Here is a 25,453-nt window from a genome sequence, read left to right as displayed (position 1 = left end):
ACTTAAGACTTAATTACTTCTTTTTACGCATCATGTCAAAATAAGATACAGGCTGATCTACCTTCATTTTGATCCGTTGAAGCGGGTGGCGGGCAGCATCCAGTTCGTTACCTTCTTCATCCCAGATCGTTCCGACCGTTTGTTTAAAAAACGTACCGTTCGGACCAAAAAATTCAATTTCATGTCCCGGTTTAAAATGGTTACGCTGTTGAATGGTGGCTATACCACTCTCAGCATCGTAGTCCATAACCAGTCCGGCAAAATCATAAGGTGCAGCCTTTTCTTCCGGTTCATAAATATGATCCTCATGATCCGGTGTATCGTAGAAAAAGCCGGTATTCAGCGGACGATTGGCCGCCTTGTTAATTTCATCAATCCATTCCGGCTTGAGCACATAATTTTCAGGATCAGCCATATAGGAGTCAATCGCTTGACGATAGACATTTACAACCGTAGCCACATAGTGAATGGACTTCATACGTCCCTCTACTTTGAAGCTATCTACACCGACGTCAATCAGATCAGGGACATTTTCAATCATGCAAAGGTCCTTAGAGCCCATGGAAAAAGCATTATCATTTTCCTCAAACAGTGGAAGTTGATTAACACCAAGCTGGAATTGCTTCAGCACATTACTATCCTGCGCCTCTTCCTCAGATATCCACACCTCGTCTTGACGGGCATCCTCAAACAGATCGTACTTCCAGCGGCAGGACTGACAGCAGCCCCCACGATTGGAATCTCGGTCCGTAAAGTGATTGGACAGCACGCAACGGCCGGAAAATGAAGAGCACATCGCACCATGGACAAAAGCTTCGATTTCGATGTCCACATGCTTTTTAATTTCTTCAATTTCCTCCAGGCTGGTCTCACGGCCCAGTACCACACGCGGCAGTCCTTCATTCTTCCAGAACTTTACCGCCTGCCAGTTCAGCGTCGATTGCTGAGTGCTCAAATGCACTTCCAGCTCCGGCACCGTACGCAATGCCACAGATACAATCGCAGGATCAGCGACGATGACAGCATGAATACCCGCATTGTACAAATTACGCAGGTATTCTTCAATCCCCGCAATATCCTCATTGTGCGCATAAATGTTGGTAGCAACAATAACTTTGGCACCATATTTTTTCGCGAACTCTACGCCTTCCCGCATTTCCTCAAAGCTGAAATTATCGGCATTGGAGCGCAGACCGTATTTTTGTCCACCAATGTACACGGCATCCGCGCCATAGTGAATAGCGAACTTCAGCTTTTCCAGATTTCCGGCAGGAGCCAGCAGCTCCGGCTTATCCAGACGATTCCGCTTGCCCATATACTTTCTCGTTTTGGTCATCGTTCCCATGACGTTCCCCCCTCTGTGTACTCATTTTCAAATTAATAAACCTGTTCTTTATAGAAAAATCCGAAGGACAGTTCCCGTTCAGGATCTTGAAGACGGCGAACCTCATCCAGCCAGCTTTCATCATAAGCATAAGCGTCCGGATCGGCTGTAAAAGTATCCATCGCCTTGCGATAAGCACGAACGACCGCCGCGTTATAAGCCGCAGGCTTCAACAAGCCCTCAATCTTAAAGCTATGCACGCCTGCCTCCATCAGAATATGCAGGTCCTCCATAATACAAAAATCATCCGAACTCATAATATGCGTTCCGTTGATATCCTCATAAATCGGAAACTTCTCTTCCTGCCGCTCTGCTTCGATCAAAAATAAGCCACGCTCTCTGCCCAGATCACCTTCCACCGGGCGTCCCTGATGCAGCATATAGCTTTGTACAAGCTTGCGCTTGGAATGATAAATATTAGTCATGCCATGCACCTGAACCTGCGCCTCCATGTTCAACTTTGGCACCATTTCCGTAATTTCGTCCATACTCAGCTCACGGGCCAAAATGACGCGCGAAGTGCCCTTCTCTCCCCAATAGTTGGCGGTTGCGAAGTTGGTGGAAATCATTTCACCGTTCCAGAACAACTTCACATGAGGGGCATATTCCTTTACCGCCATCAATACTGCCGGATCATTAAACTCAATGGCATCTACACCGCATCCGGCAAGCGTCTGCACGTATTCGGGAAGGAACGGCAATAGCTCGTTCGTCATCAAGTTGGTCATGGATACATATACCTGGGCCGTATGCTTTCGAGCTTCTTCTACAACCTCACGGATTTGGTCCGGTGTAAAATGTCCCGGTAACCGCATTCCGAAACGGTCATCTCCAATAAGTAATGCGCTGGCTCCAGCCTCCAGCATTTGACGGGCATCCTCCGGAGAGCTGGCAGTTACCAATAGTTCGGGTTTGTAAGCCATAGGCTCACCTCCTAATTTGTCTTACGGTTACTCACCTGAATATTATGCAAATGTTCTTTATATGTCTTGGCAAACAAATGTCCGTGCGTTCCATCTTTTTTGGTCACATAAAATAAATAATCCGTAGCGTTCGGCTGTAAAGCCGCTACCACTGATTTCAGACTGGGGCTTGCAATCGGCCCCGGTGGAAGCCCCTGATGCAAATACGTATTATATGGGCTTTCTACAGCCAGATCCTTGTAATAAAGCCGTTCCTTTTGCTTGTCCAGCATATATTGAACGGTAGCGTCAATTTCCAGCTTCTTATCCTGCTTGAGCCGGTTATAAATAACGCCAGCCACGACAGGCCGTTCACTATCCACAACGACCTCGCGCTCCACCAGAGAAGCAACGGTCAGCAGTTGATGCAGTGTTTCCCCCCGCTGTTTCAGCTTGGCGTCCAAATCGGGAACGGTCTCCAGACGTTTTTGCGTCTGATCCAGCATCGCCTGTATAATATCTTTGGTCGTACTGCCCTTTTTAAGCTCATAGGTTTCCGGGAAAAGATAGCCTTCCAGCGCATAGCGAAGCCCCGCCTGCTTTGGAATGTCCCGCACCAGCGCGACGTCAAAAGCGGACGGATCGTTGGCCAGCTGCAAAAATTGCTTCTGGTCCGCCAGTCCTTCCTTTTGCAGCTTATCAGCCATCTGTCTGATCGTAAATCCTTCCGGTATCGTAAAACGGATCATTTCCTCTTTCACAACGTCCCCTGCCGATAGTTTGGCAATCAACTGATCGAAGGTAGCACCGGGCTGAGCCTCATATTTTCCGGCCTTAAATGTGCTGCCTTGCTGTTTGAATTTAAGATAAGCCTTAAACACGAGCGCATTACGTATGAGTCCCTTTTGCTCCAGTGTATCTGCTATAGCGGATGTACCCGTTCCCTTCACTACTGTAAATGCAACCGGCTGCGTCTTCGTTTGGACAGGCTGCATGGCATTCCAAATATAGAGAGTTGCTCCGCCTGCTATGATCACAAACAATAGAAGCAACGTAACCAATGTCGTCCTTCGCTTCAATTCCACCCAACTCCTTCACAGCCAAAAAGGGCGGACTGGTCCGCCCTTTCAGGTTTGATCTCCTCGTTATCCAGACCTTACAGCTCTTCCGGCAGTGTGCATTCATCATACAGCTCGGAAATATCTTCCCACTCATCGTCATCCTCAATCGTGGTGATGGAAATATCGCCTTCCGGGGATGGGCTCACATGATACAGCTCATGCTCGCCTTCAGCAGCTCCGGGTTTGCGCAATACGGCGTACCGTTGCTCTCCTACCTTGAACTCCGCTTCCAGTTCCATGCGTACCGCACGGCCCTGTTCATCCTGTAGCTCTACATCGCCGCCGAACGCTTCCTTCAAATCAGAGGTCCAGCTCAGGTCTTCACGTGAATAGTTCGTCATTTCCCGTCTTCCTCGTCCTCTTCTTCCACAAATGTATTAAAGGTCTCTTCAACGATTTCCCATTCGGCATCGTCTTGGATCACAAACAATTTAATATCATCGCCTTCTTCCTCGTAACGGAAGGCGTACACATCGGACTCGTCGGCTTCAGGGTCCACTGGCGCAACCATCATGTACTTCGCTTCGGAACCGTCTACCTCAAACTTCATAATGACCTCGAACTCTTCCTCGTTGCCCTCGTCATCGGCAATGTAAATAATTTCCGGCTCTTCTTCCATACCCACTTGATTTTCAGTCATTACGAAATCCCCCTCACCTTGTACTGTGTGCGTCCAAATAGTTTTGCAAGATCAGGCTTGCGGCCAGTTTGTCTACCACCTGCTTGCGTTTTTTTCGGCTGACGTCGGCCTCCAAGAGCGTGCGCTCTGCCGAACGCGTCGTCAGCCGTTCATCCCAAAGGTGAACGGGTAAACCCAGTAACTCCTTGAGTCGGTTCGCAAACTCAATGCAAATCTCACCGCGTGGACCCACGGTACCGTTCATGTTTTTCGGCAAGCCTACTACAACCTCGCCGACCTCATTGTCACGGACCAGATTTGCAATCTTACCGAACTCGCTGTCGTCACCGCGTCGTTCTATGACTTCCAATCCTTGGGCGGTCCAGCCGAAGGCATCACTTACGGCGACCCCGATTCGGCGGTCCCCGTAATCCAATCCCATTACTTTCATGCCTGTCTCCTAACGGTGCTTGGCCAGATAGAAACGAACCAGCTCTTCAATCAATTCATCGCGTTCTTTTTTGCGTACCAGGCTTCTGGCATTATTATGCCGTGGCACATAAGCCGGATCACCTGACAACAAATACCCGACAATCTGATTGATCGGATTGTATTCTTTTTCTACCAAAGCATCATATACGGTCAACAAAATCTCCTGAGCAGAAGCTTCCTTCTCATCCGCCTTGACATTAAATTTGACCGTTTTGTCCATGGAATCCACTGTTGACACCTCGCTTCCACAAAACATGTGTACATGTTTATGCCAGCTTATTCTTATACATCATACCATAAGCAGAGCCCTTCAAGGAAATGTCTAAGTCCGGTTTTTTCCAAAATTCCGCAAAAATTATCGAACTTTATCCTTGAGAAGCCGCCACTACCAATTCACGGGCGCGCACGAGCGCTTCGTCCAGCTTGCTGGCATCCTTGCCTCCGGCTTGCGCCATATCCGGACGGCCGCCACCACCACCGCCGCATACCGCAGCAATTTCCTTCACAAGCTTGCCTGCATGAAGCCCGGTCTTGGTGTGCTCTGCCGGTACAGCTACGACAAAATTAACTTTGTCGTCCATCGCAGCCCCTAGCACCAGCACAGCAGTCGGAAGCTTGCCTTTCAGTTCATCGGCAATTGCACGCAGCGCATCCATACTGGAAGCCTGTACACGTGCAGCCAACAGTTGTACTCCGCCAGCTTGTACGACCTGATCGGTCAACTGGCCCGCTTCAATAACACTCAGCTTGCTTTGCAGCGATTCATTTTCACGACTGAGGTCTTTAATTTGCTGCTGCAAGGATTCGATGCGTTTTGGCACCTCGGACAGCTTGGACTTCACCAGACCTGCCGATACTTTTAGCAACTCCAACTGGCCCTCCATATATTCAAAGCCAAAGCGTCCGGTCACCGCTTCAATCCGGCGAACACCCGATCCGATGCCGCTCTCGCTGACAAGCTTGAACAGTCCGATTTGTGAGGTGTTGCTCACATGACAGCCGCCGCACAGCTCAATGCTGTAATCGCCTACCTTGACGACACGTACGATATCTCCATATTTTTCACCGAACAGCGCCATCGCTCCAAGAGCCTTGGCTTCATCAATCGGTTTCAGTTCAATATTTACATCGAGCTGGCTCCAAATGGCGCGATTTACACGCAGCTCAATATCCGCCAGTTCTTCCGGCGTAATGCTTCCAAAATGGGAGAAGTCAAAACGTAGACGCCCAGGCTCCACCAGTGAACCTGCCTGATTGACATGGTCACCCAGTACTTCCTTAAGTGCTTTGTGAAGCAAATGCGTAGCCGTGTGATTTTTTTCGATTTCACCGCGAGATACTTGGTCCACTTCCGCTTTCAACGTATCGCCAATGTTAAGTTCACCGGCTTCCACGACGACCTGATGTACATGCTGGCCTTGCGGTGCCTTGAACAGCCCTTCGACCTTCGCCGTTACCGTACCCCCGCGCAGCAAGCCATGGTCACTGACCTGTCCTCCGCTTTCAGCATAAAAAGGAGTCACGTCCAGCACAACCTGACAAGTCTGTCCTTCACTAACACTATCCACCAGCACATCTTCATATACAATAGCCACAATTTTAGACTCGGTTATGAGGTCATTATATCCAACAAAGTCGCTTTTAACCGCCAGGTCAGACAAGGCTCCACCTTGAATCTTCATGCTGGCATTGTCCTGATGAGCGTCACGCGCACGTTGCCGTTGCTCCTGCATCGCTTCATCAAAACCTTCACGGTCTACTTTTAAGCCTTGCTCGTCCGCATAATCCTCGGTGAGATCGAATGGGAAACCATACGTATCATACAGTTTAAAAGCGTCCGCTCCACTGATGACATCGCGACCTTCCGCTTTTGCCTGAGCACTGATATCAGCCAAAATAGCTAATCCGTCCGTTAGCGTTTCGTGGAAGCGTTCCTCTTCCGTTTTGATTACCTTGATGATAAAATCACGCTTGTCCACTACCTCAGGGTAGTACACGCCCATGACATCTCCCACCGTTTCCACCAGTTCAAACATAAATGGACGGTTCATGCCCAGCATTTTTCCGTAACGTACAGCACGGCGCAGCAAACGACGGATAACATAACCACGGCCTTCGTTGGAAGGCAGCACACCGTCACCAATCGCAAAAGCTACGGTACGAACATGGTCGGCGATCACTTTGAGAGCCACATCGCTGTCCACATTTTCGTTATATTTAACCCCTGCCATAGCAGCTGTTTTCTGAATAATCGGTTGGAAAATATCCGTATCAAAGTTGGAATCCACATTTTGCAAAATGGATGCAAAACGCTCCAATCCGGCGCCTGTATCAATATTTTTGTTCGGAAGCGGCGTGTAGCTGCCATCCTTGTTATGGTTGAATTGTGAAAATACGAGGTTCCATACTTCCAGATAACGCTCGTTTTCCCCACCCGGATACATTTCAGGGTCCGTCATGTCGCTGCCGTAAGCTTCGCCGCGATCATAAAAGATTTCCGTACAAGGTCCACAAGGGCCTTCGCCGATATCCCAGAAGTTATCTTCCAGTTTGATGATACGTTCAGCAGGAAGTCCTACCTTTTCGTTCCACAGCTTGTACGCCTCTTCATCCTCAGGATACACGGTTACAGCCAGACGCTCCGGGTCAAAGCCGATCCACTTCGGATCAGTCAGAAACTCCCATGCCCACACAATGACTTCTTCCTTAAAATAGTCGCCAATCGAAAAATTACCGAGCATCTCGAAAAAGGTGTGGTGACGGCGCGTTTTGCCGACATTTTCAATGTCATTCGTGCGAATACATTTTTGCGAATTGGCGATACGCGGATTTTCAGGCTTCACACGGCCGTCAAAATAAGGTTTAAGCGGTGCCATCCCCGCATTAATCCACAGCAGGGAAGGATCCTTATGTGGAACAAGCGGTGCGCTTGGTTCAATCACATGTCCCTTGCTTTCAAAAAACTCCAGCCATTTGGAGCGGATTTCACTAGCTTTCATATAAGTAGCCTCCTAAATTATAGTGTCACTTGTACTTGGCACAGGCCATAAAAACAGAAAAACGCCCCTGAACGGATCAGGGACGATTGTATCGCGGTACCACCCTGGTTATCGTCGTCCCCTCTGTAAGAAATGCTACATGCGCAAGCTGCGCACCCAACATCTGATTAACGGACGAGCGATCGCCTTGTTTTCACTGGTAACGGGAGCATCCCGGCGGGTTCAGCCCGCACTCCGAAATGAGCTTTCCCTACTGGATAAACACATTTAAACATACTCAATTCAGTATATCCGTGTCATTTAGCCGTGTCAACGCGATTTCAGACGGGGATATGAAACGAAATCAGATCGTTTTGCGCTTCACGTAATAAGCAAAAAAATGCTGGAGCGCCACCTTCAAGACCGCCATCACCGGAACCGCCAAAATCAACCCGGTTATTCCCGCTATTTCCCCGCCCACCAGCAGTGCGAAAATGATGGCAATCGGATGCAAATGCAAGGTTCGTCCAACCACCTGGGGAGAAATGACGTTACTTTCCAGCACTTGAATACAGGTGTTGACGACTACGACCAGCAGCACCATTTTAAAAGAAACCGTAGAAGCCATAACGACCGCTGGAGCAGCCCCCAAAAACGGGCCTAAATACGGCACGATATTGAACACAGCCACCACTCCTGCCAGTAGCAGCGCATAAGGCATGCCAATCAGCATATATCCGATATAGGCCATCACCCCGATAATGACACACACCAGCAGTTGTCCACGTACATAGTTACCGAGCGCCTGATCAATTTCCTTGAGCACCGTTACAATAGCCTTGCGGCGCGATCGCGGGAGATAAGACACAATGGCCCTTTCAAACACATCGAAATCCTTTAAAATATAAAAAATGAGAAACGGCACAATGAACACATTGAACAACATATTGATCATCCCGCCGATGTTGTCCATAAAAGTGGCAATGCCTGTAGCCATCCGGTTTTCAAGTTGAAAAAACCACTGATTCATACCTGAGCGTACCCCTTGGGGTAAAATACTTCCGTCCATATTCGTCATTAATCCCTGTGCATGCATGGTCAGCTCAGGCAGATGCTCATTCAGTTCATCCAGTTGATCAATAAACATCGGAATCAGGTGCATCAGAATAACGACGAGGCTGCCCAAAAATACGGCATAAATGAGCAGAACGGCTACACTTCGAGGTACCTTGCGTCCGCCCAGCATATTGACCACAGGATTAAGCACATAGGAAATAATCATCGCCACCGCAAATGGCGCAATAATCGTTTTTAGAAAATCATACAGGTGCAAAAACAAAGGCCGCAGCAGCCAGATAAAATATAGAATGACAAGTCCCAGCAGCGTCCATATTCCGTATCGGAACAGCCTGCTTTTCGTTAATTGCTCCATACCGTGCCCCCTTACCGGACTAGCCTCTATTCAGTATATGCCTGTACCTTTACTTTAATCCTTCCCATAACTGTGGAGGCGCCTTAAATAATGATTATGAAGAAAGAATGAAAACAATTGAAAATGATTAACAAAGCCACTCTATCTGACGATATAAGTACAAAGAACTATTTGAGCTTTCACATTTCTGAATCATCGGGGGTCGTTACATGAACTTAAAAATGAAGCTTATTCTCCTTTTCACCTGTATTGTTATCGTTGCAGCTGGGCCTTTGTCCGTCATTAGCATGACAAGCATTAAAAATCAGGCCAACCGTGACATACAAGAGCTTATGAACAGTAAAGCCACCGAAACCGTCAATCAGCTCGACGGATGGACAAGCAGCAATGCCAAAATTATCGAGACATTAGCTGCAGGTCTGGAATCCGGCAATATTCCGCCAGATGCCAAAATAGCCTCTCTAAAGGCGGCCTTTCAAAACTATAAGGATCAAAGTATCGCTAACATTTATGCAGGATTTGAGGATGGAACCTACTGGGATGGCTCCGGCTGGTCTGATGCGGGCTACGATCCTCGCACACGTCCGTGGTACAAGGATGCCCAAACCAAGGGGGAATTGTATTATTCCTCACCGTACATTGATGCAGGAAGCCAGGACTTCACCATTTCCATTGCAAAGCCTCTCAAGGACTCCAATGGCTCTATCACTGGGGTGATCAGTGAAGATATTATGTTAAACGACATGACAAAAATCATTAAAAACATAAACCTGAACGGATTAGGCTACGCATTTCTGATTGACCAGAATGGAGTGGTGGTCGCGCATCCGGACAGCAAGCTGGCTGGTAAAAATCTCAAGGATACGCCCGAGTTGGGTTCATCAACGGCCACTCTGCTCAGTGCCCCTTCGGGAAAATCCGACTACAACTACAATGGCAGTGATTCCCAGATTTATTTTAAGAAAATGCCCAGCACAGGCTGGATTGTAGGCTTGTCTATTTCAAAAGATATTGCTTTTCAGGAGTACTACTCCACTCGTAACCAACTGTTGATTACTGTAGCTATTATTTTCGTTGTTGCCATGCTTTTGGCGGTCTGGGCGGCGAACAGCTTTATCAAGCCGATTCGGAGGCTTCAAGCGAACGTCAAGCGGATTGCTGAAGGGGATATGACAGCACGTGTGGATATTAAGGGCAAAGATGAAATTGCCAGCTTGGGTACGGATTTTAATATCATGTCGGATAATCTTTCTCACTTACTGCGCAAAGTGGCAGATACGGCTGGCGAGGTCAGCTCAGCTTCTCATGACATGCACCAGCACGCCAAGGATACCGGGACCATTGCATCACAAATCTCCAGTGCCGTTCAGGAGCTTGCCCAAGGAGCAAGTGATCAGGCCGAGGCTGTATATTCCGGCTCTGAAAAGCTATCACATATGACGGGCTCCATCGACCAAATCGGCCAAAGTGTCAAGCGAACCCAAACCGCCGTGCTGGAAACAGACTCTGCCGTGCTGGCCGGGTACGAAACAGCGGAGCGTCAAGCGAAGCTTGCAGCCGAGTCCAGACAAACCACAACCGCTGTAGGTGAAGCTGTAGACTCGCTCACGTTGAAAACACAGGATATTGAACGGCTGGCGGGGGCCATTCATGATATCGCAGCCCAAACCAATCTGCTGGCGCTAAATGCTTCCATTGAAGCAGCCCGTGCCGGGGAACACGGACGCGGCTTTGCCGTCGTTGCCGGGGAAGTACGCAAGCTGGCTGAACAAGCAGGAAGCTCCAGTGACAGCATTATGCACAAGCTAGAGGAAATCAAGGTTGCGGGACTGCGGAGCGCAGAGGAAATGAAGAAGGCTCTCGCTGTAACAGTAGAACAGGAACGTGCGGCTACCGCTACGAGACAAGCGTTCGAGTCCATACGGGGAGCTTCTCAGCATATGCTTACCCAGATTGAGGACGTATCCGCTGCGGCTGGTCATCTCCGTACAAACGCCGGACATATTTCCGATGTCATTTCCAGCGTAGTCGCCGTTTCTGAGCAAAGCGCAGCTTCCACCGAGGAAGTGGCTTCCTCCGTGCAGGAGCAAGGGCACTCCATGAACAATATTGCCGAGCTTTCCGCCAAACTTGACTCGCACGCAGACCTGCTGCTGGAAGAGGTCAAACGCTTTAAGCTATAAAACACTTCTGCTGCTTAAAAAAACAGATAAACAGCATGCTATACATCCAAGACAGGAATCTACATGAGAAAAAGAGGGTGACTCCCGGGCTATTATAGCCATTGGGAATCACCCTCTTCGTTATTCATCTAGTATGGTCAAATCTGTTATCCGTTCATCTGCCGAACGGTATAGTCCACAACACATTAGATGGACTGCCTGTCCCTACTCCAGAGTGAACTTAGGAAGAAGCATGGATTTGCGGCAGGTCCTGCTGTGCCATGTCATCTCCAAAGAACAGGTCGTCCAGCGAACTGAGCGTACCGTCCTCTTCCACTTGGTAGACGGACATTTTTTCACCATTCACTTGAAGTTCGATGAAGCATCCCCAACAATAAAATTGATGGGAGCCGATTTTGCCGATATCTTTGGAATTACAATTCGGACATCTCAATAAACTCACCCTATCCATTAACAGAATATATGGCTTTTTCCAAACGCTGCTCGCTTAACGGGGGCACCATAACAGCATTCTCCCCGATGGACATTTCTTCGGTGCAGGGCAGCCATTTCCGCCCTTCTATAATATCCGATACAAAACCATCGCTGATTTCCAAGCCTATTATGTTATTGCCCATTTCCTGGTCAAAATAAACATCCGAAATATGTCCGAGCATAAGTCCTTCCTCTGTAAGCACGGATAAATCCTTCAGCTTACCGGGTCCAAGCAAATACGTATGTTGTATATCATTGGCCTCCGTTTTACGGACAGCCTGCTGATTGCGAATCATAATTGCATCTTCGCCATAAGCGACGATGTCATCCCAAGCCACCATTTTTACTTGAGATGAAAAAAGGCCCTTGCCCTCCAACGCGATCCCTGTAATTTTCCAATCAGCCGTCACCATAAAATCGTGTATTTTACCAATCTGCTTCCCGTCCTCAACATCAAAAACGGCAAGTCCGATCATATCCTGAAGCTTCATAATAGGGTGCCTCCTCATTCTGCAATCCGAACGGAGGTGCGGTCCTTTTCCTTCATGCGTGTCAGACCTTGGTTCCGTTCATGCAATGAAATGGAAAACCGCCCCTCCCTTCTTATTAAAGTGCGGAGAAATCCCTAGTACCTAGTACGCAGCCGCTTCCATATGGTTTCAATTTTCTTGGCCGTGTATTCCATTTCTTCCGTAGTATTACCCAAACCGAAGCTAAACCGAATCGCTGATTTCAAAACATCTTCAGGAAGATCCATCGCCTGCAATACATGCGACAGTTCCAAGGACCCGGATGTACAAGCTGAACCGCTGGCTGCTGCAATTCCTTCCATGTCCAGATTCATCAGCATGGTCTCCGTACCGATAGCCGGGAAGCTGAGATTCAGAACATTCGGTAAAAAATGCTCAGGGTCGCCGTTGATTACAAAAGCGTCTCGGCCCAAAGTGTCTTCCAGTGCTTTGAGTAGCGTTTGGCGAAGATTCATATCGAGCGTCCAACGTTCCTCTATAGAGGTGTTGGCAAGAGAAGCTGCTTTAGCCAAGCCTGCAATTCCGGCAATGTTTTCCGTCCCTGCACGGCGTTTTTTCTCCTGAAGTCCCCCGTGCATCAAAGGCTGGATACGTGTACCCTGACGGATATACAAAGCTCCAACGCCTTGCGGGCCGTTGATCTTATGACCGGATACGCTAAGCAAATCAACCGGAAGGCTCTGGCAATCTATCTGTATATGTCCGTAAGCTTGAACCGCATCCACGTGAAATACAATGCCATGTTCTCCGGCAATCTGCCCCACCTCATGGATCGGTTGAATTACGCCTACCTCATTGTTGGCATACATCATGCTGATCAAAAAAGTATTCGGCCGAATCGCAGCCCCTATATCCGCTGGATTGACGCGCCCAAAGCTATTGACTGGCACATAGGTCACTTCGTAACCTGCTTTTTCGAGTTCAGCGCAAGCATGAAGCACCGCATGATGCTCAATGGCCGTCGTAATGATATGGCCGGAAGTTCGGCCATCTGTCGTAGCCGTCCCGAACAGGGCCAGATTATCGCTTTCTGTCCCTCCGCTTGTAAATATGATTTCTTCAGGCTTGCAGCCCAAAGAGGCCGCAACGGCATCCCGCGCAGCGCTGACGGTGCGCTTGGCATCCCGACCAAAGGCATGAACGCTTGAAGCGTTGCCGAATTGGCCGGTCATGATGTCCATCATAGTCTGCGCAGCCTCAGGATGCATAGGAGTCGATGCGGCATGATCCAGATAAATTCTGTTCATGTCGATTCACCTCAAATATAAAACATGTAGTTATCCAATTCATCATGTTCCTGGTATGTGATCAAGTCCTTGAGTGTAGTGGAATCCAGCACTTCTGCAATACTGTCACGAATCCGTAGCCATAGCTGACGCTTCGCCGGATCGTCTTCTTCAGTGAAATCCACCGGAGAAATCGGACCTTCCAATACACGGATAATGTCTCCAGCCGTTACCCCTGCCGGTTCACCCGCCAGAATATAACCGCCGTAAGCACCACGGATACTTTTTACCAAACCTGCATTGCGCAAAGGCGCAATAAGCTGCTCCAGATAATGCTCGGAGAGCTGATTTTTCTCGGCAATACTTTTCAATGACGTCGGACCTTCGCCAAACCTGGCTGCAAGTTCCATCATAATCGTCAGGCCGTAACGGCCTTTTGTTGATATTTTCAATTGTGCCACCTCACTTATAGTAACAATTCCGTTAAACACGCGGAATAACTGGTGTTATATACCTCTCTATTCCGATCTTAACCCTCAGCTTATGTTAACATATTAGGGCAGGTAAAGGGAAACATTACGGTGACAATCTTAAAAAAAGTTGTTTTCGGGCCATTTGGAACGGCTTTGGCCCATTTTTTAGAACTTTCTCCCATCGTTCTCTGTGTCGTTGGACCGTCCAGCCATCGTAACTTATTATCGTTTATGTTATAATTGGAGGGTTCTACAACAATATTGAGAGAATTGGGTGATGACCATGGCTAAAGCCAATCATGAAACCCGTGTCGTCGTCGGCATGTCCGGGGGCGTCGACTCATCCGTTACCGCGCTGCTGCTGAAGGAGCAGGGCTATGACGTAATCGGCATCTTCATGAAAAACTGGGATGACACGGATGAATTTGGCCGTTGTACGGCTGAGGAGGATGCGGAGGATGTACGCCGTGTCTGTGAGCAGATCGACATTCCTTACTATACCGTCAATTTTGAAAAAGAATACTTCGATAAGGTATTCTCGTATTTTCTTGATGAATATAAGGCTGGACGTACTCCAAACCCGGATGTCATGTGCAACCGCGAAATTAAATTCGGCGAATTTCTCAATAAAGCGCTGGATTTGGGCGCGGATTATGTCGCTACAGGACATTACGCTCGGGTTGTGAAAGAAGACGGCCGTTTCAACTTGCAACGGGGCGTGGACAGCAACAAGGATCAAACCTATTTCCTGAATGCATTGAGCCAAAAGCAATTGTCTCGGGCGATGTTCCCTATCGGGCATTTGCCGAAGCCGGAAGTCCGCAAGATCGCGGAAGCTGCGGGACTGTATACAGCCAAGAAGAAGGACAGTACAGGCGTATGCTTCATCGGCGAGCGTAATTTCAAGGAGTTTCTGAGCGGGTATCTGCCTGCTAAGGGCGGAGACATGGTGGATATCGCTACAGGTGAAGTCAAAGGACGCCATGATGGTCTGATGTACTATACACTCGGCCAACGGCAAGGCTTGGGTATTGGCGGCTCCGGTTCAGGCGAACCGTGGTTCGTAGCTGACAAGGATCTGGAGCGGAACATTTTGTATGTGGTACAGGGTGACCGTCACCATAGCCTGTATTCCACCAGTCTAATTGCAACCGACGTGAACTGGATTGAAGGCGCGGATACGCGTCCGTCCGGCGAATTCCGCTGTGCAGCCAAGTTCCGTTATCGCCAGCCTGATCAACAAGTGACTTTACAATGGCTTGAGGACGGAACTGTACACGTCGTATTCGACGTACATCAAAAGGCTATTACGCCCGGACAAGCTGTCGTATTTTACGATGGTGAGCGGTGTCTGGGCGGCGGAACCATTGACAAGGTTGAAAAGCTTCAGCCTGAAACGGTTTAAATCTATATACGTTTGACGTGGCATAAATGCCTAAATAAAGAGCGTCTCTCCTAATTATGGAGGGACGTCTTTTTTATGAAAAGATGCTCTTTTCTCCATTTGGATATATGATGTAGACAAGATATCAATAAGCTTCTCATCTAGTCTCATTAAACCTCAAAAAACCTTATTGTATCAATGCTTTTCGCTCACTACTTTTCATCTAGTCATATCGAATCACCATTAGCTGAAGGGTATCCATAATAAGGTGTATGCAAAAAAGCTCGCCCCCTTTTATTGTTAAGGGGCAAGCTGAAATTGTACTTTTTCAAATCACTATGTTATCCCACAATTCTAAAATAGTCTTGTCGGCAATCTTCCCATTAGCAAACAACTCTCTTGCTGATTCAAACGACTGCGAAAAACTGTCTCTTTCACGAGTAAGAAAGTACTCTTCTTCATTCTGGCTAATCCAATAGCTATCGTTTTTATAGTAGAACTGAAACTCTTCCCCCATTTCAAAACGTTCCACCAATTCATTGTATTCCAAAACCTTCTCCCTTCGCCATCTGCCACAATTCCGCTGAGCTTTTCCCTATTCCACTTGCGCTTTTAACTGCGGTTGTACCTCCATGTGCCGCTAAAGCCGCTGAGCCAATCAATCCAGGTATTCCGATTATACTACCAACTCCTGTAGATGAAACAGCAACTGATAATCATAGTCGCGGTCTTTTTCGGGCAGCATCCCCAAGGTTAAATCTTCCTGAATGGCCCCTTTTGCTCCTTGAACAGTATCCCATAAAATTTCTCCTTGAAGCTTGCTAGCTTCCATCTGGGCTTCAGCCTTGGTTATCTCATATTTTCCAATTTGTTCAAAAATTTTATGTAGCCAGCCTTCATCGCTGGATGCCTTTTAATAGGTGTGCCATTTCCCGGCACATCCAGTACGACTTTTTCCCATCCACCTTGGACGAACATCATTTGCCGATTCAGTTGGTCACACATATGTCCCATTTGCCGTTTTCCTTGCAAGAACTGGTCAGCCACTTGCATCAGCTTGTTAGGTGGAACCAATATTCTGCCCATTTGATCACGCCCACTTTAATTTAGATGGAAGTAATCTTATCAGAAGGAGATGTTTACGGATATTCATCTAATATCCTGAAATTACCTTTTATATTATGTGACAAATGAACTGATATAAACAGATTTACTATGTCTAAAGTAGTGTGTATTGCTGTTAGATGATGCCTAAGTTAGGATATAGCAGTCGTCGCTTTCAAATCTTGTTCTTCAAGCATATTCTGTAATTCAGGTATTAATATTTAACTTTTGGGCAATGTCAGTTTGAGTCTTTACCAAACCAAAATTATTTGGGGTTGCCTTTTCATTTGTATATTGATTACTCATATATAAAAAATGCACCCCAAAATTTCATTGGCTGAACCTGTTGGTTCTCTCCAACAGCCCATTTTAGGAGTGCATTTTTGAACGAACTCTTATTAATTTGTTACACGTTTAAAATCCACCAATCTGTACAAGGGTCTGAATACCCTGATCATGATTGTGCGTCTGAGCGGGTACGGCTACAAAAAACAAAAAGCTACTCGCAACGATTAGCAGTACCATTTTTTTTAACATTACTTAACCACACCTTTTCAATAAGATTAAAAAACCCTGCTTTAGTTTCAGGAACCGCATAATCCTGAAAATGTAAAAATAAGCCCATACAATTTATAAAATATGTCTCGTTATTTAGTATATTCGCTTTTACCATTGCATTCATCAAATATTTAAAACCATCATTGTACACACCTCGATGTAAATAGTAATGAGCCATTTCGTAACCAAACCATGCAAAATAGTCCGGTATCACTTGTTGGGTATATATATCTGTAGAAGCTGGGAGATGAGAAAAAGAATTAATGTCCGTTTCAAAACGTAAAAGGACATCATCCACATCTATTCCATATCGGTTAGCTGCTATCATAACGTTCAACAGCTTTGAGAGCTTCTCATTATTGTTGGCCATTGATGTCACAAATATATATTCAACGTACTCTGGAAGCACACTCGTATCTCCAGACAGGAGCTTATTTACATACGTATTACCTTCTGCCCAATCTTTGAATAAATTTACCCAGTGTTTTGTATCCTCGTCAGTCTCTTTGACCCAATCCAAGTCTGCGTAGGCGTATGTATATTGTAGAGCTTGCTGATAATCGCCTTGGGCTTCACAAACACTGGCACACAATAAGTCAGCATAAGCAATATATCCAAATAACGGTCCCCTGGTTTCCTTTTCATGCTCCCTGTTCTTTCGATTCTTTTGCTGATGCTTCATTGAATATTGGACTTCCGCTTTTCCTCTCATTTTCCTTGCCATTTCGTCAACCTTGTCCCATTTACGCAAGGACCTGTACACGTTTGCCAAATCCTTTAATGCATCAAGCTGGTCTATTTCATCCAGGCGCTCTACAAAAGCTTCAAATATCGCAGATCCCCTGAGGTTTCGGCTTTGATCGTCTCCAATCTGAATCGTGAATATACGATATTGACAGACTGCCAATCTTTCGGAGTGCTGGTACTTTTCCGCTTCTGCAATCCCCTCATAGAGTAACAACGCAGCAGCATGCCGACCCTGTGCAAATAGTGCTTCTGCAATGTCAAATAGTTTGAGCGAATAGAGTAGATTGTCCATGATGGCTCCCATCACTCGACGGATCGCATCCAGCTTGTTCAACTCCGCACTGCGATACAAAAATGGCTCGATTCGTCTCATATTCGGGGGAATGTCGATGATGTAGTTTTCTACAAATAAGTCGTAAAAGTAGCCTTCTGGTAAACCCATGGCCTCAGTAATTCGGTCAAGCTGGTTAACAGACATAGACTTATTTCCTGTCACAATACCACTTACTATCCCCCTATTAATGCCTGAAAGATTCCCGAATTGTGCTATGCTCAAACCCTCTTGTTTTAGGTATCTGTCTAATTCTGCCCGTATCGTAGGTGTGATTTCCATGGATAAACCACCCTTTCAGCGTGAACTCGTCATATGATTCCACTTTAATTAACATGTGGTTAATAAACTAGAAGATGAAGATTTGGTATCCTTATTGATTGTACCGTATTTTGGAATAAAATCATATACCTTTCAGTTATTTACTTTAGATACCTTTTCGGATTGTTTACAAAGATTTCTTGATTAAGAGTACCCACATTTTGCTTATGTATCGTTTATGGTGGAAAATCAGAGGACAGCTCAACAACTTTCCTTCAATCTGCGTATTGTATCGAATCAAAAAACAACCTAAGTATGGGAGTGGAAGTGCTATTCTTCCATTGCCTCCACAGCCTTGATTACTCCAGATTTCCATTTGTCATACACCCTAACAAAATCAGGCGTGATTTCCTGCTTAGGACGACCAAATTTCACCCCTGCTGCTTTGGCTACCTCTATTCCTTAACTTTGTCGTTGTTTATTTTTCAACCTTTCCTGTGCAGCTACATAAGCAAGCATACTTAGGAATTGATCCTCGAGAAGCTTTCCTAAATCACCCATTGTTTTGAATTTGCGACTATCAAACAAAGTTTCATTATCCAAAATCACCCTCACGAATCATTAACCGCATTACCTGATAGCGAGGTCGGTCAAAATTCTTCCCACACTATTATCTATTTTTATACATTAAAACAAAATTATTCTACAAACTGAAACATTTCACCAATTCGGATCGTCTATAGAGTAAAATTCAGAAAGGGGATTTGTTCTATTATGCGGAAGAATGGAATATTGTTTTTGATTATCGTGTTGTTGTTAATAACAGCTTGTAGCTCTAACGCTGAAAAAATAGTTATTTCTCAAAGCGGGAAGGGGCAGGAGAAAATAATAGTCTACAAACTACAGAAGGACGCAACACTGCAACAACAAACAAAAAAAGATGTAATTGCTACATTTAATGATACTTCGGACACTATTATATTTATCAATGCAATTAAGGAATCAGAAAAGATATCAGGTACAGTTAATACGGATTCTCCAAATTACGAAGTTACATTCCAAAAAGATGGAACAAAAGATTCCTATTATTTATGGATTAACAATAACGATCCAACCAGCAATGCTATGTATGTGAATAAGGACGATACTCATACTGCGTACAAGATATCAGTCAACTCCACAAATTCGATAAATAAATTACTTGAGAGAATTAAAGATTAGCTAAAAAGGTCTGTTCTTTTGTTTAAATAAAGAACAGACCTTTTTTTGATTTTATTTCAAATCATATTTTTCCAATACTGATTTTCGGAATTTTTCTTTTGAATCTTGTTTTTCCCCCGAAATACTAGGGGATTGAGAAGAAGGTTCAATAGCAAACTTTCCGAGATCCATATTGATTACGCTATACTGTCCTTGTGTATTTTTCTTGAGAAAAATAATACTTTTTTCATTTTGCTTCAATTCAGTATAATCCTCATAAGCTATTTTTTTCTTGCCCCCAGCATCTTTAATATAAGAAATCGGTTCGACTATAGACAAAGGTTCTTCTGCGTTCAGTGCTACACCTTCGGGTGACTTAATTACCTTGTCAATTTTTACATTAGTAAGTGTGTAAAAGTCTTGTATAGTGCCATCATCAAAGCTCGTAACGATATGTTGACGATCGTCAAAACCCTGTAAAGGAGTCCCTATCACAATAAGTTCTGCATTGGAGTCCAACTCGTCTGCCGTTCCGTATTCAATATAAGAAGCTTCTAACGAGATTTTTGGAGTATTTAATTCTGAAAATTTTGGAGAAGCATTCGTGGATGTAAAAAAAAGACTCCCTGAAGCAATCAGTCCCCCTACCGCTAATACAGAAATACCCAACTTTATTTTTTTATTAAAAGTCATAATAGTGCCCCTTCCCTAAATTAGTTATTACGCTAATTAGTTTCCCCACTTGGCAATTAAGGATTGCTTGTCATATGCTTGAACACCGATAGACTGAATACCTTGTTTCATAACAGAGCTACTAGAAGTTGATGGATGCGCTTGAGATAACGTATGGCCAATCTCATGGGTTGCGTTGGAGGTTTTTTGTGCGGAATTCATACCGTAAGCCTCCATCTGATTATGATAAATTGCCACAGTAGCAAATGCCCATCTATCGCTTACACCTGCTACACCACCAGATGTGTTATAAGGAGTCGTTACTCCCAATAAACCAGAAGTAGCTGTAGAACCAACATAATATTTGTCTGGAGTCCCACTCGTCGATGTAGTTTTACCGATGTTTACTGATCCAGACGCAGCGCTCCAATCAGAACGTGCGGTATCATAGGCACTGGTATAGCCATTCGTAGAAACAGAGGAATCATAATATGCATTAAAATTGGCTGAGCTTCTCCCTCCGGTAAAGCTAGTTGCAAAAGAAGTGGAACTAATAGAAATCACGGCAATAGATAATATTCCGACCATGGAAAAAAGTTTTTTCTTGGAAGCTAATAGTCTTTTCAAGGTTAGCACCCCTTTTAGGAAATTTGGAAATCTTATTATCATTCCTGACGCAACAGAAAACCACTAAATCATTGGCAGCACTTGCTACACTACTAAGTCCAAACGCATCACCAGTTTTAAAGACACTACAACTAGAGTCATTGAGATTTTATTTTGTTTTCAACTCAATCCTCCCTTTTATTTGTACATTTCCACTATTAATATACAGTTTACCCTTACAACAATCTACCATTTAAACAAAACATTTCATAATCCGACATCAATTTGATTCTTTATTCCTACTTGAAATGTAAGTTTATAGCTCTGCTTCAGGCTCAATATACGCTTTTTGAAGCTTAAGGCTTCATAAAAATTTCAGGTTTAGATCGCTTACTTCTAATTAATGATATGGAGAAGAGTTACTCCAGTCTACCTATCTCAGCAAGAGTAAGTCTTTACCATGTCAAATCTTTATCTCCGTCAATTACTGAGTTTTGATTATCGTGAAACGCGACATTTGAAATGTCAATGAGTCTAATTTAGATTGACGATTTATTACTTCTAATTTCCCGTTTTGGGATATCCAAGTGTATTCAACTTGAGCACACCTAATCAGTAAATCCAACTCCTTATTCTTACGGCGCAGCTTTGCATAGCCAGATTTGTCTACCATTAAAATTTCAATGTCAGATAATCATGTCACCAAGTGACACGCTAAAGTTGGACGTTGTGTCCAACAGTTTAACGTAGTGTTAAACTCTGCAACATCAAGGGTTATAACAAGTTGTTAAAAGCCTACAACCGATTTCTTATGTATCAATCTCTGTAGATCAAGCTTTCTTCATCTTGACTAGACTCACTGCCAAATCTTATCGGCCTGGTACTCCACACATATTTCACCTTTTCTAAAAGACAAAACACTTGGCGAATTGACCTCTACAGACATAAAAGGAGTAATAAATCGTATAAAAAAGAAAGTAAAGAATGGAAAGCCCGTTAAAGAAGTAGATAGACCTAAAGTTGTAAAAAGATGTGGACAATGATTTAGTCTGCTGCACAAATATTGGAAAGCAAGTTTTCCCATACACAATTACAAGGCTGATGAAAAGAAAGATAGAATAATTTACTGAGTAAAAAGAAGTATCTGATCCACTAGAAATTGAAGAAAAATTCTGTGACCAAAAGTGTGACCAGAAAGTCGAAAAGGTAGCCGTTTAGACTAAGAAAAAACACTGATACATAAGGAAATTTTGATAACACCCCCATTTGGGTATATGATGTAGACAAGATATCATACTTCAATTGAAAAGGAGCGTGCCTCTATGTCTGATTCATTAGGAATGCTGACACCGGGTAAAAAAGTTTCTTTAAAAGAATGGAACCCCAAGGATACGAAGGATATCAAAAATAAAGAAGAAATTCAGCAGGAAACAGATCAATTGAAGGAACGTTTCGCGGAACTACAAAGCAAACTATTTACGGAAAAGAAGCAGGCGGTTTTATTTGTATTTCAGGGTATGGATTGCAGCGGAAAAGATGGCGTCATCAAGCAAGTATTTTCCAACCTCAATCCGGCGGGGGTGACTGTCCACAGTTTTAAATCGCCTACAGCCGAAGAATTAAGTCACGACTTCCTGTGGCGTGCCCACAGCGTAACTCCGGGGCGGGGATATATCGCGGCGTTCAACCGTTCTTATTATGAGGATGTACTGATTACACGTGTTCACGGTCAGATATCCGACAAGCAGGCCAAACGAAATATTAAACATATCAAACATTTTGAACAACTGCTGCTGGATAGCGGTGTAAAGGTCGTCAAAATCTTTTTACATATTTCAAAACAATTCCAGTTGGAGAAGCTAATCGACCGGATTGAAAAGCCACATAAAAACTGGAAACTTGATCCGAGTGATTTGCAGGAACGTAAATTTTGGAAGCAATATACTCAATACTATGAGGACGTGCTGGAGCTAAGCGCAACCAAGCAGGCTCCGTGGTATGTCGTTCCTTCAGATAACCGTTGGTACAGGGATTATACCGTGCTGCGCATTGCCGTCCAAACGCTGGAGGAAATGAAGCTGTCCGATCCTGAACCAAGACCGGAACTGGAATCCCTTTTGCCTGAGCTGTATAAAGAACGGGATAAAAAATAGCTTCGCAGGCGCAAGTACTCTATCATGTGTTTGTTAACATACCAAATAAAAAAAGCTTTCAAAGCCTTACTCATGGCTGAAAATGCCAGGGTAGGGATTTTGGAGGCTTTATTGCGTCAACTAACCCCATACCCAACAGCCGCAGCTACAACCCCTACCACCACCGAAGAAAGCACATAGACAGCCGTACGCCGATATTCTCTACGTTCGATCAGTTGGAGAGATTCATACCCGAATGTTGAAAAGGTGGTATAGCCACCACAAAAGCCTGTTCCCAGTAGCATCCAGAGTACAGGAGACAGATTATGCTGCGTAAATTCGCCGTACAGCCAGCCGAGCAGCAATGAACCACTGATGTTAATGATCCACGTTCCCCACGGAAATGCGGTGCCAAACCTTTTTCCAACCCACATGCCAAGCCCGTATCTCGCTAATGTACCGACCATTCCACCTGTCGCCGCCCACCAGATCATAAGCTTCCCTCCTTGGGGGCAGCTTGCGTCATTTTCGTGCCCAGACGAATACCTGTCCATGTCAAAAACAGACCTCCACATACACTGAGCAACAGATACAACACAGCCGTAAGCGCACGATCATGAACCGTCATACGCACGGCATCCACTGCAAAGGTGGAAAAGGTTGTAAAGCCCCCAGTAAAGCCTATTCCGATGGCAAGTCGCCAGCGAGGCTTGATCCGCCACGACCGTAAGGTTACGGTGAAAAACCAGCCGAGAAACAGACAGCCGATCCAATTAATGAACAGTACGCCAAGTGGAAAATCGGCCCCTGCCGCAGGCAGCAATGTTTGTACGCCGTAACGGGCAGAGGTTCCGAGTGCTCCACCTGCCCCGACGAATAGCACGTCTTTCATCTTTATATCCCCTTTTTCACTCTTGCAGTATTCATGGTGTAACCATAACAGCGGCTGAACCTGATCTTACACACTACGTATATCCGTCTGCTACATATATTTTACGACTGTGAATCCCGCCACTGCTGGTTTTGTCTGATTTTCGATTCATTCCCCTGCTCTGTAGCCTGGTAAAAGGTCCGGTCTGCTATCGAATCAGGCAAATATTGCTGTTTCACATAATGGTTCGGATAATTGTGCGGATATTGATAGCCGACATGACCGAGCTTCTCCGAGCCTTTGTAATGTGCATCTCGCAAATGCAGCGGCACCTCAGCAGATTTGATGTCGTCCATAGCCGACATTGCCCGTGAAATTGCCGTATATACGGCATTCGATTTCGGACTCTCCACGGCGAACAAAATAGCCTGCGCGATGTTCAGCTTGGCCTCCGGCCAGCCGTTATTGCGATAGGCTTCAAGCGCACTCACTGCCTGCACCATCGCCTGCGGATTTGCCAGGCCAATATCCTCGCTGCTCGCCGCGATGAGGCGGCGGAGGAAGGTCATCGGGTCCATGCCTAGCTTCTCTACGGCGTAGAGAAACCAGAACAGAGCTGCGTCGCTGGAGCCGCGAATGCTTTTGTGAAAGGCGGACAACACGTCATACTGCGTGGACTCGTCTGCCTTGACAATCGGGCGGCGAATGGATTCCTCCGCGACTTCCAGCGTCACGTGAATCGTGCCGTCTGCCAGCGGAGGCGTCGTGAGCGCCGCCAGTTCCAGCGCGTTCAGGGCTCGACGGATATCGCCGTTCGCCATGGACGCGATGTGATCCAGCGCAGCTTCGTCCACCTGAAGCTGCATATAGCCGAGCCCCTTGTCCGCATCGCCCAAGGCGCGGCGCATGGCTGCCAGCGAATGCTCCTGCGTCAGCGATTCGAGCTGAAATAACGTAGAGCGGCTCAGCAAGGCACCGTTTACGTAGTGAAAGGGATTTTCGGTTGTGGCGCCGATAAACACGATCGTACCCTTTTCCACCGCAGGCAACAATGCATCCTGACGCGAACTGTTGAAACGATGTACCTCATCGAGAAACAGGATCGTTTTTTTGCCATACATAGATTTATTCGTTTGTGCGCGGTCAATGACTTCCCTCACGTCCTTCACTGACGCTTCCACTGCATTCAGGCGAACAAATTCGCCTTGCGTGTGTTGTGAAATAATATGCGCCAGCGTCGTCTTGCCACATCCCGGCGGCCCGTACAGGAGGATGGAAGAAACCTGGTCTGCCTCTATTGCTCTTCGCAGCAGTTTGCCCGGACCGACCACATGCTCCTGTCCAATATATTCATCCAGCGAAGTCGGACGCAGCCGGTCAGCAAGCAACCGATTGCTTGGCGTCGACTCTTGGGAATATGAAAATAAGTCCATTTCATTCACTTCCTTATGGTGATATGAGGGAACACTCTACCCCTGCGGGGTCCATATACATCGTGTTCGCTCATGCGGTTGAAACCTTGAAATTTCAAGCGATCTATTATCCTAAAAACGGTATGAACCGCCTTTTATTCTACCATACCCGCAGACAAGTTGCAGATAGCACGGTCACGGCATAGCTATATATTTAGCTTCTTCGCTAAAGTGAATGTTAGATGTCTGTTTAATAGAGAAAGTGTCCATACTGTCTAGTAATAAATAGGAAGAGGACGGGATGGAACATGTGGACCCCATTAAGCAAAAAGGATAATCTAATGAATGATGTGTTCAAGTT

The 25,453-nt window shown here is 45.7% G+C and carries 25 protein-coding genes and 1 pseudogene; 5 read left to right on the top strand and 21 right to left on the bottom strand.

The window, feature by feature from the left end:
* Positions 1–13: 13 nt before the first annotated feature.
* The 8 genes from E0698_RS14435 to alaS form a co-directional block, all read right to left on the bottom strand.
* Positions 14–1,345 (bottom strand): peptidase U32 family protein, encoded by a 1,332-nt coding sequence (locus E0698_RS14435; protein ID WP_192511997.1) that lies wholly within the window; start codon positions 1,343–1,345, stop codon positions 14–16.
* A gap of 32 nt (positions 1,346–1,377) precedes the next feature.
* The gene (locus tag E0698_RS14430) at positions 1,378–2,307 is read right to left on the bottom strand and encodes a peptidase U32 family protein (RefSeq protein WP_044648687.1); all 930 of its coding nucleotides are present in this window, start codon (positions 2,305–2,307) and stop codon (positions 1,378–1,380) included.
* Between the two features lie 11 nt (positions 2,308–2,318).
* Complete coding sequence (gene mltG / locus E0698_RS14425) at positions 2,319–3,347, bottom strand: endolytic transglycosylase MltG (RefSeq protein ID WP_192512058.1); 1,029 nt, start codon at positions 3,345–3,347, stop codon at positions 2,319–2,321.
* Between the two features lie 95 nt (positions 3,348–3,442).
* Positions 3,443–3,748, bottom strand: a complete 306-nt coding sequence (locus E0698_RS14420) for a DUF1292 domain-containing protein (protein WP_014282931.1) — start codon at positions 3,746–3,748, stop codon at positions 3,443–3,445.
* Positions 3,745–4,047, bottom strand: a complete 303-nt coding sequence (locus E0698_RS14415) for a DUF1292 domain-containing protein (protein ID WP_134913170.1) — start codon at positions 4,045–4,047, stop codon at positions 3,745–3,747. Before E0698_RS14415 ends, E0698_RS14420 begins: the two co-directional genes overlap by 4 nt.
* A 13-nt stretch (positions 4,048–4,060) precedes the next feature.
* Positions 4,061–4,477 (bottom strand): Holliday junction resolvase RuvX, encoded by a 417-nt coding sequence (ruvX, locus tag E0698_RS14410; RefSeq protein WP_014282932.1) that lies wholly within the window; start codon positions 4,475–4,477, stop codon positions 4,061–4,063.
* A 9-nt stretch (positions 4,478–4,486) separates the two neighbouring features.
* Entirely contained in the window at positions 4,487–4,747 is a 261-nt protein-coding gene (locus tag E0698_RS14405; protein WP_007431624.1) for an IreB family regulatory phosphoprotein, read from the bottom strand.
* Positions 4,748–4,883: 136 nt separating this feature from the next.
* A complete protein-coding gene (gene alaS, locus E0698_RS14400; RefSeq protein ID WP_192511996.1) occupies positions 4,884–7,517 on the bottom strand; it encodes an alanine--tRNA ligase in 2,634 nt (877 codons plus the stop codon).
* 139 nt (positions 7,518–7,656) lie between these two features.
* Between alaS and E0698_RS27330 the strand changes: the two genes are divergently transcribed.
* Positions 7,657–7,788, top strand: coding sequence for a hypothetical protein (locus E0698_RS27330; RefSeq protein ID WP_273042326.1), 132 nt, complete (start codon positions 7,657–7,659; stop codon positions 7,786–7,788).
* 72 nt (positions 7,789–7,860) lie between these two features.
* On the opposite strand, the gene E0698_RS14395 is transcribed toward E0698_RS27330, so the two are convergent.
* On the bottom strand, positions 7,861–8,928 hold the full coding sequence (locus E0698_RS14395; protein WP_192511995.1) for an AI-2E family transporter: 1,068 nt from the start codon (positions 8,926–8,928) through the stop codon (positions 7,861–7,863).
* A gap of 209 nt (positions 8,929–9,137) precedes the next feature.
* Between E0698_RS14395 and E0698_RS14390 the strand changes: the two genes are divergently transcribed.
* A complete protein-coding gene (locus tag E0698_RS14390) occupies positions 9,138–11,111 on the top strand; it encodes a methyl-accepting chemotaxis protein (protein WP_192511994.1) in 1,974 nt (657 codons plus the stop codon).
* Positions 11,112–11,331: 220 nt separating this feature from the next.
* Here E0698_RS14390 and E0698_RS14385 read toward each other — a convergent pair whose 3' ends face one another.
* From E0698_RS14385 to cymR, 4 genes are all read right to left on the bottom strand, one after another.
* Positions 11,332–11,544, bottom strand: a complete 213-nt coding sequence (locus tag E0698_RS14385; RefSeq protein WP_025682187.1) for a hypothetical protein — start codon at positions 11,542–11,544, stop codon at positions 11,332–11,334.
* Positions 11,545–11,554: 10 nt separating this feature from the next.
* Positions 11,555–12,076, bottom strand: coding sequence for a PRC-barrel domain-containing protein (locus tag E0698_RS14380; protein ID WP_192511993.1), 522 nt, complete (start codon positions 12,074–12,076; stop codon positions 11,555–11,557).
* A gap of 134 nt (positions 12,077–12,210) precedes the next feature.
* Positions 12,211–13,362, bottom strand: a complete 1,152-nt coding sequence (locus tag E0698_RS14375) for a cysteine desulfurase family protein (RefSeq protein WP_192511992.1) — start codon at positions 13,360–13,362, stop codon at positions 12,211–12,213.
* 11 nt (positions 13,363–13,373) lie between these two features.
* Positions 13,374–13,793 (bottom strand): cysteine metabolism transcriptional regulator CymR, encoded by a 420-nt coding sequence (gene cymR / locus E0698_RS14370; protein ID WP_014282941.1) that lies wholly within the window; start codon positions 13,791–13,793, stop codon positions 13,374–13,376.
* 298 nt (positions 13,794–14,091) lie between these two features.
* On the opposite strand from cymR, the gene mnmA reads away from it, so the two are divergent.
* Complete coding sequence (gene mnmA / locus E0698_RS14365; protein ID WP_273042319.1) at positions 14,092–15,219, top strand: tRNA 2-thiouridine(34) synthase MnmA; 1,128 nt, start codon at positions 14,092–14,094, stop codon at positions 15,217–15,219.
* 307 nt (positions 15,220–15,526) lie between these two features.
* Here mnmA and E0698_RS14360 read toward each other — a convergent pair whose 3' ends face one another.
* From E0698_RS14360 to E0698_RS14350, 3 genes and pseudogenes are all read right to left on the bottom strand, one after another.
* Complete coding sequence (locus E0698_RS14360; protein ID WP_044648694.1) at positions 15,527–15,748, bottom strand: hypothetical protein; 222 nt, start codon at positions 15,746–15,748, stop codon at positions 15,527–15,529.
* Positions 15,744–16,284, bottom strand: a pseudogene (locus E0698_RS14355) (WXG100 family type VII secretion target); the annotation flags it as partial. The pseudogene E0698_RS14355 and the gene E0698_RS14360, both read right to left, overlap by 5 nt.
* 517 nt (positions 16,285–16,801) lie before the next feature.
* Positions 16,802–18,220, bottom strand: a complete 1,419-nt coding sequence (locus tag E0698_RS14350; RefSeq protein ID WP_192511991.1) for a helix-turn-helix domain-containing protein — start codon at positions 18,218–18,220, stop codon at positions 16,802–16,804.
* A 777-nt stretch (positions 18,221–18,997) separates the two neighbouring features.
* Here E0698_RS14350 and E0698_RS14345 point away from each other — a divergent pair.
* Entirely contained in the window at positions 18,998–19,420 is a 423-nt protein-coding gene (locus E0698_RS14345; protein WP_192511990.1) for a hypothetical protein, read from the top strand.
* Positions 19,421–19,471: 51 nt separating this feature from the next.
* Here the strand turns inward: E0698_RS14345 and E0698_RS14340 are convergent, their stop codons facing one another.
* Both E0698_RS14340 and E0698_RS14335 read right to left on the bottom strand, forming a co-directional pair.
* Positions 19,472–20,092: a hypothetical protein gene (locus E0698_RS14340; protein WP_192511989.1), complete on the bottom strand. Its 621-nt coding sequence runs from the start codon at positions 20,090–20,092 to the stop codon at positions 19,472–19,474.
* A 36-nt stretch (positions 20,093–20,128) separates the two neighbouring features.
* A complete protein-coding gene (locus E0698_RS14335) occupies positions 20,129–20,707 on the bottom strand; it encodes a hypothetical protein (RefSeq protein WP_223264366.1) in 579 nt (192 codons plus the stop codon).
* Positions 20,708–21,999: 1,292 nt separating this feature from the next.
* On the opposite strand from E0698_RS14335, the gene E0698_RS14330 reads away from it, so the two are divergent.
* On the top strand, positions 22,000–22,830 hold the full coding sequence (locus tag E0698_RS14330; protein ID WP_192511988.1) for a PPK2 family polyphosphate kinase: 831 nt from the start codon (positions 22,000–22,002) through the stop codon (positions 22,828–22,830).
* A gap of 116 nt (positions 22,831–22,946) precedes the next feature.
* Here the strand turns inward: E0698_RS14330 and crcB (E0698_RS14325) are convergent, their stop codons facing one another.
* The 3 genes from crcB (E0698_RS14325) to E0698_RS14315 all read right to left on the bottom strand — a co-directional run bounded on the left by crcB (E0698_RS14325) (position 22,947) and on the right by E0698_RS14315 (position 25,113).
* Positions 22,947–23,303, bottom strand: a complete 357-nt coding sequence (crcB, locus tag E0698_RS14325) for a fluoride efflux transporter CrcB (protein ID WP_192511987.1) — start codon at positions 23,301–23,303, stop codon at positions 22,947–22,949.
* Complete coding sequence (crcB, locus tag E0698_RS14320; protein WP_192511986.1) at positions 23,300–23,701, bottom strand: fluoride efflux transporter CrcB; 402 nt, start codon at positions 23,699–23,701, stop codon at positions 23,300–23,302. Before crcB (E0698_RS14320) ends, crcB (E0698_RS14325) begins: the two co-directional genes overlap by 4 nt.
* Positions 23,702–23,802: 101 nt before the next feature.
* The gene (locus E0698_RS14315) at positions 23,803–25,113 is read right to left on the bottom strand and encodes a replication-associated recombination protein A (RefSeq protein WP_149093694.1); all 1,311 of its coding nucleotides are present in this window, start codon (positions 25,111–25,113) and stop codon (positions 23,803–23,805) included.
* Positions 25,114–25,453 lie beyond the last annotated feature (340 nt).

Source organism: Paenibacillus sp. 23TSA30-6, assembly GCF_014858585.1.
Taxonomy (GTDB): domain Bacteria; phylum Bacillota; class Bacilli; order Paenibacillales; family Paenibacillaceae; genus Paenibacillus.
The sequence above is the reverse complement of the archived record's forward strand: the minus strand, read 5'-3'. Positions and strand labels throughout refer to the sequence as shown.

Bases quoted from the DNA above. Each gene is read 5' to 3' on its own strand.
- E0698_RS14315 (WP_149093694.1), bottom strand. From the start codon at position 25,113: ATGGACTTATTTTCATATTCCCAAGAGTCGACGCCAAGCAATCGGTTG.
- E0698_RS14420 (WP_014282931.1), bottom strand. From the start codon at position 3,748: ATGACGAACTATTCACGTGAAGACCTGAGCTGGACCTCTGATTTGAAG.
- E0698_RS27330 (WP_273042326.1), top strand. From the start codon at position 7,657: ATGCGCAAGCTGCGCACCCAACATCTGATTAACGGACGAGCGATCGCC.
- E0698_RS14380 (WP_192511993.1), bottom strand. From the start codon at position 12,076: ATGAAGCTTCAGGATATGATCGGACTTGCCGTTTTTGATGTTGAGGAC.
- E0698_RS14330 (WP_192511988.1), top strand. From the start codon at position 22,000: ATGTCTGATTCATTAGGAATGCTGACACCGGGTAAAAAAGTTTCTTTA.
- E0698_RS14430 (WP_044648687.1), bottom strand. From the start codon at position 2,307: ATGGCTTACAAACCCGAACTATTGGTAACTGCCAGCTCTCCGGAGGAT.
- alaS (WP_192511996.1), bottom strand. From the start codon at position 7,517: ATGAAAGCTAGTGAAATCCGCTCCAAATGGCTGGAGTTTTTTGAAAGC.
- mnmA (WP_273042319.1), top strand. From the start codon at position 14,092: ATGACCATGGCTAAAGCCAATCATGAAACCCGTGTCGTCGTCGGCATG.
- E0698_RS14415 (WP_134913170.1), bottom strand. From the start codon at position 4,047: ATGACTGAAAATCAAGTGGGTATGGAAGAAGAGCCGGAAATTATTTAC.
- E0698_RS14375 (WP_192511992.1), bottom strand. From the start codon at position 13,362: ATGAACAGAATTTATCTGGATCATGCCGCATCGACTCCTATGCATCCT.
- E0698_RS14395 (WP_192511995.1), bottom strand. From the start codon at position 8,928: ATGGAGCAATTAACGAAAAGCAGGCTGTTCCGATACGGAATATGGACG.
- E0698_RS14390 (WP_192511994.1), top strand. From the start codon at position 9,138: ATGAACTTAAAAATGAAGCTTATTCTCCTTTTCACCTGTATTGTTATC.
- crcB (WP_192511986.1), bottom strand. From the start codon at position 23,701: ATGAAAGACGTGCTATTCGTCGGGGCAGGTGGAGCACTCGGAACCTCT.
- crcB (WP_192511987.1), bottom strand. From the start codon at position 23,303: ATGATCTGGTGGGCGGCGACAGGTGGAATGGTCGGTACATTAGCGAGA.
- E0698_RS14340 (WP_192511989.1), bottom strand. From the start codon at position 20,092: ATGACTTTTAATAAAAAAATAAAGTTGGGTATTTCTGTATTAGCGGTA.
- ruvX (WP_014282932.1), bottom strand. From the start codon at position 4,477: ATGAAAGTAATGGGATTGGATTACGGGGACCGCCGAATCGGGGTCGCC.
- E0698_RS14350 (WP_192511991.1), bottom strand. From the start codon at position 18,220: ATGGAAATCACACCTACGATACGGGCAGAATTAGACAGATACCTAAAA.
- E0698_RS14435 (WP_192511997.1), bottom strand. From the start codon at position 1,345: ATGGGAACGATGACCAAAACGAGAAAGTATATGGGCAAGCGGAATCGT.